Below are 5,048 nucleotides of genomic sequence, written 5' to 3' on the forward strand. Positions count from 1 at the left end.
CAACAGGCCCCGCGCCCGAACCCGCACCTCCCACCTGGCAGCACTTCGCCCCGCCGAGCACAAGCTCAACGGGGCGAATGAGCCAACGGCATCCCGTGAGGGTCGGGGCCGGTCACGTCCGGCCCGGGCTCCGCCCGCTCCCGCCGGTCAGCCGGTCATCCGGTCGGCGGCGGGCAGGGCCGCGCCGGGTCCTCGGCGGGGACGAGCCGGACCTGACCGACGGGTTCCTTCAACGGCGCGTCCGTCTCGGTGTTCCACAGCAGCGCCATCTTGTCGGCGACGCCGAAGAACAGGTACGGCCGGCCGGGATCGAGCAGCCCTCCCTCGGTGTTGAGCCCGGCCGGGGGAACGGTCGGCTGGACGCAGGTCCACTCGGGTTCCACACCGAAGTAGGAGGGCGCGGCGCGGCGTTGCTCGGCCGCCTCCTGGGTGCGGGCGACCGCCCGCGCGGCGTTGTCGAGGGCGAGCCCCACGAGGGAGGCGACGACCCCGACGTAGAGGAGGACGTACACCACCACGTTGAGGTGCTCGCCGGGCTTGGTGAAGGGGAAGTGGAAGTGCTTGGCGATCCCCCACAGCGCCGGCCCGAGCAGCCCCAAACCCAGATAGGAGACCAGCTTCGCCCCGGCCACGACCTGCCACAGACCGGGCACGTCGAGTTCGTCCGGGGTGAGGTCGAGGCCGTCCGCGTACAGCCCGTGGAGCACGGAACCGGAGGCGACGACCAGGCCGGTCACGAGGGTCACCGCGAGCGGCACGGTGGCCGTCAACCACTCCGTCCACGTGGTCCATTGGCGCATCAGGAGCCAGATGCCGACGACGGTCACCGTGACCGCAGCGGTGACCAGCATGTGCAGCGGTGTCCACGGAGACCCCCCGGGCACCCCGTAGACCAGGCAGAGGAAGACGGCGGCGGCCACCGCCCCGCCGACCAGCCCCCGCAGGCGCGCCGCCCTGTCCGCCCGACGCCGGGCCGCGGCTCCCGGGCCGGTGCCGCCGGCCGCCGTCCGCGGTACCGCACCGCCCCGGGCGGCGCAGACCAGCGCACCGGCGAGGCAACCGCAGCCGATCAGCAGGAACGGCCAGCGCAACGGGCCCTGTGCCTGCCGGAAGCAGCCGATGGTGAAGGCCATCACGAGCAGCCAGCCGAAGACCCGACCCAGGCGCCTGTCGAACTCGTCCTCGCGCGGCAGCTCCCGGTCGCGCCCGCCGCGCCGCGGGGACATCCGTACGTCCAGTCCGGGGCGGGCGGGTGAGCCGCCCGGAAGGCCCATGCGGGCCAGCCGCCTGGCCTCTGACGGCGTGCCGAGTGCGATGGACCCGGTGTCGTAGCGGCCCCAGCGCTCCAGGACCCGCGCGCGCCGGCCCGCCGCACGCCGCGGGTCGGGCCGGTGGGCGGTGGTGTGGGAGCGGTACTCCTCCAGCTGCTCCCGGTCGGCGTCCACCAGCTCGGTGCGGCGTACGTACATCTCGAGTACGGCCGACTTCGCGAGCTGACGGATCCGCCAGCCGGCCGCCCGCTCGGTACGACTGTTGCGCGCGCCGAAGAGCCGGACCTCGACGCAGAACAGGCGGGCCCCGGAATCGGCGCTGAGGACTCCGGCGGAGGGGCCCTCCCCGCGGCCGAACTCGGCCACGACGGGCCATCCCTGCGCGCCGAACGCGGCTCTGGCCTGGTCGAAGTCCCGTGTTCCGCCGCGCACTTCGACCAGGCTGAGCACCCGTTGGTCGTACTGCCGTCGCACCACCTTCAACCCCCGTATCTCCCGGTCCGGTCGGGTGACCGTACCGGGCTGCGGCGGGGTGGTGCGCACGGAATTCCGGGCCGCCTGAAGTGGAACTCGGGCGGCCGAACGACCGGTCGGTCGTTACGTCATCGTAATCTGCGGCTACCTAGCGGTAACAAGCCAGGGCGTGTCACCTTCTCCGTGCCACCGGCCGGCGGTGTCCCCCACTTCCCCAGCCATGCCCCGGAGTTCTCTCGCGCTCCGGCTCCGGCATGGCCTACCGCAGGAGTTCCGTCGTGATCGGATTCCGCTACGCCAGCAAGGACAGGACACGCCGCCGGGTGCGCCGACTGGCCGGGGCCGGGCTGGCCCTGCCGCTCGCCGTCGGCGCACTCGTCGCCGCCCCCGCCGGGACGGCGGCCGCCGCGCCCGGGACCGGGCCCACCGCCGTGGTGTCCATGGGCGACAGCTACATCTCCGGCGAGGCCGGGCGCTGGAAGGGCAACAGCCTCACCAACACCGGCAGTCGGACCGGCACCGACCGGGCCTGGGTCAGCGGCAGCGTGTACGACCCGTCGAAGGTGTACGGCACCACCGCGGGCGGATGCCACCGCTCCGACTCCGCCGAGGTCAAGAGCGCCGGGGCGATCGCGGACGTCGCGATCAACCTGGCCTGCTCCGGCGCCACCACCGAGAACGTGTTCCGCTCCGTCAACGGCGGCGTCCCCTACAAGGGCGAGGCCCCGCAGGCCGACCAGCTCGCCGCCGTCGCCGCCAGCCACGACGTCAAGGTCATCGCCCTGTCCATCGGCGGCAACGACCTCGGCTTCGCCGACATCATCAAGGACTGCGCGCTCGACTTCGTGATCTGGAACTCGTACTGCTACGACGACCAGCAGTACGGCGTCGACCAGAAGATCGACGGCGTCATGGCGAACGTCGGGAAGTCCGTGGACGAGGTCCGGGCCGTGATGCGCGCCGCCGGCTACGGCGACTCCGCGTACCGGATCGTGCTCCAGTCCTACCCGTCGCCGATCCCGCGCGGCGCGGAGAACCGCTACACCCAGAGCGACTGGAGCCGCCTGAACACCGGCGGCTGCCCGTTCTGGAACCGGGATTCCGACTGGGCGCGGGACTCCCTCGTCCCGCAGATCGCGAACCGCCTCAAGGCGGTGGCGGCGGCCAAGGGCGTGCAGTTCCTGGACCTGCGGGACATGATGCAGGGCCGCGAGGTGTGCGCGAAGGCCAGCAAGCAGGTCACCTCCGCCGCGCCGGCGTCGGCGAAGACGAGCGAGTGGGCGCGCTGGATCGACAGCAGCGAGACGCAGGGGCTGGTCCAGGAGTCCATGCACCCGAACCACTTCGGCCAACTGGCGCTGGGCCGCTGCCTGGCCCTCGCCGTCGGCCAGGGCCCCACCTCGGGCGTCGGCTGCAAGAACACCGCGGGCGCGGACCAGACGGGGATGTACCTCACCCCGGCCCCGTAAATCCGGATGAACGAGCGCCGTGCGGGCTGGCATGCTCGGCACATGCCAGCCCGTACCGCGCGCCCCAGCCTCTACATCTCCGTCGACATCGAGGCCGACGGCCCGATCCCCGGCCCCTACTCCATGATCAGCTTCGGTGCCGCCGTCGCCGGCCGGCAGGACGGTGCCCGCTACACGGCCGCCGATCCCGAGCGGCGGACCTTCTACCGCGAACTGCGGCCGATCAGCGACCAGTACGACCCCGAGGCCCTGGCCGTCAGCGGGCTCGACCGGGACCGGCTGCTGCGCGAGGGCACCGACCCGGGCGCGGCCATGGCCGCGTTCCGCCGGTGGGTGCGCACGGTGGCCGAGGACGCCGGCGCGCAGCCGGTGATGTGCGGCTACCCCGCCTCCTACGACTGGACCTTCCTGTACTGGTACCTGATGCGGTTCGGCGGCGACAGCCCCTTCGGGCACTCCGGCTGCCTGGACATGAAGACCCTCTACGCGGCGAAGGCACGGGTCCCGCTGCGGGCCGCGGTCAAGGGCCGCATGCCGGCCGAGCTCCGCTCCCGCCGCCGCCACACCCACCACGCGCTCGACGACGCCGTCGAACAGGCGGAACTGATGAGCAACCTCATGCTGTGGCAGGGCCCGGCGGAGGCCGGTACCGGTACCGACGTCGGTGCCGGGGACACCCGTTAGTCTCCCGGCTCACACGGGCCGCCGGGCGCGGGGCGCGACGGGGTGTCTGTCCTGGACGAATGCCGCCGGCACACGGCCGGGGCCCGCTGAGCGCGCGCCGTGCGGGCGGGGACTGCGCGGCGCGAGCCGAACCGGCCGGGCCGCCCGCGGCCCCCGCGGTCCGTTCGGGCGTCGACCGGGGGACACGGGTAGGGGGCCGGGCGCGCCCCCGCGCGGCGGGTCTCAGCGGGGCGGCAGGAAGTCCAGCACCGCGCTGAGGTCGGCGAGTTGTCGGTAGTGCACGCCCGTCATGCCGATCGCGACCGCCGCCTCGACGTTCTCGGCCCGGTCGTCCACGAACAGGCAGCGGGACACGGCGGCGCCGGCCCTGTCGGCCGCGATCTCGTAGATCCGGCGGTCCGGCTTGGCGACCCCGACCCGGGCGCTGCTGACGACGTGGTGCGCGAGGTCGGCCAGCCCCAGCGTCACCAGGTCCGCCTCCAGTTCCTCGGTGGCGTTCGTCACGAGCACCAGGGGCATGTGGGCCCGCGCCCGGCGGAGCAGCGCCACCACCGCCTCGTCGGCCCGGAAGGGGGCCTCGGCGAACGCCGTGCCCAACTCGCGGGCGACCGGCTCCGGCACGCGGTCGGCCAGGCCCAGCACGATGGAATCCACCCACTGCCGTTTGGTGATCTCGCCCAGGAGCAGCGGCAGGTCCCGTTCGGGAGCGAAGGCCACCCGCGCGGTCGTGCCCTCCGCCAGCCCCGCGTGCCGCTCCAGCTCCGGGAGCAGTCCCGGATCGTAGAAGCGGATCACGTTGTCGACGTCGCAGAGCAGTGCGTCGAAGGGAGCGCCGGCTATCGCATCATGGGTCACCCCCTTTGCATAGCAGCACCTTCCGCGGTCGTCGAGGCACCTCGCCCCGCGCCCGGTGGTACCGGGGGGGGCTGGCGTGGGGCGCGGCGGGCCACGTCCTGGAGCAGGGTGCGCCGCCCGGCCGGTGGCACGGGCCGCGGAGAAGGTGCCGGGGGTCGCCGTGCCTACGCGGCGGCGCGGCACGGCGCATCCGATCGGTGCTGCGTTCTCGACGCGCCGTCAGGCGGCTTGGCGGGGCGAACGCGCCGGAGCGCGGTGGTGCGTACGCCACGCCCGCAGTGGGTGGCGTACGCAC

4 protein-coding genes are annotated in these 5,048 nt (G+C 73.6%); 2 read left to right on the forward strand and 2 right to left on the reverse strand.

Annotated features, from left to right (window positions below):
* Window positions 1-155 precede the first annotated feature (155 nt).
* Complete coding sequence (locus tag ACZ4VL_RS15430) at window positions 156-1,814, reverse strand: NnrS multi-domain protein (RefSeq protein ID WP_468199870.1); 1,659 nt, start codon at window positions 1,812-1,814, stop codon at window positions 156-158.
* A gap of 209 nt (window positions 1,815-2,023) precedes the next feature.
* Between ACZ4VL_RS15430 and ACZ4VL_RS15435 the strand changes: the two genes are divergently transcribed.
* On the forward strand, window positions 2,024-3,214 hold the full coding sequence (locus tag ACZ4VL_RS15435; protein WP_468199872.1) for a GDSL-type esterase/lipase family protein: 1,191 nt from the start codon (window positions 2,024-2,026) through the stop codon (window positions 3,212-3,214).
* A 42-nt stretch (window positions 3,215-3,256) separates the two neighbouring features.
* Window positions 3,257-3,898: a 3'-5' exonuclease gene (locus ACZ4VL_RS15440; RefSeq protein WP_468199874.1), complete on the forward strand. Its 642-nt coding sequence runs from the start codon at window positions 3,257-3,259 to the stop codon at window positions 3,896-3,898.
* 222 nt (window positions 3,899-4,120) lie between these two features.
* Here the strand turns inward: ACZ4VL_RS15440 and ACZ4VL_RS15445 are convergent, their stop codons facing one another.
* A complete protein-coding gene (locus tag ACZ4VL_RS15445; RefSeq protein ID WP_468199876.1) occupies window positions 4,121-4,753 on the reverse strand; it encodes an HAD family hydrolase in 633 nt (210 codons plus the stop codon).
* Between the last annotated feature and the right edge of the window lie 295 nt (window positions 4,754-5,048).

Source organism: Streptomyces sp. NPDC029014 (assembly GCF_055564695.1).

What these genes read in the sequence shown, in the direction of transcription:
- ACZ4VL_RS15440 (WP_468199874.1), top strand. Translation starts at nt 3,257, where the DNA reads ATGCCAGCCCGTACCGCGCGCCCCAGCCTCTACATCTCCGTCGACATC.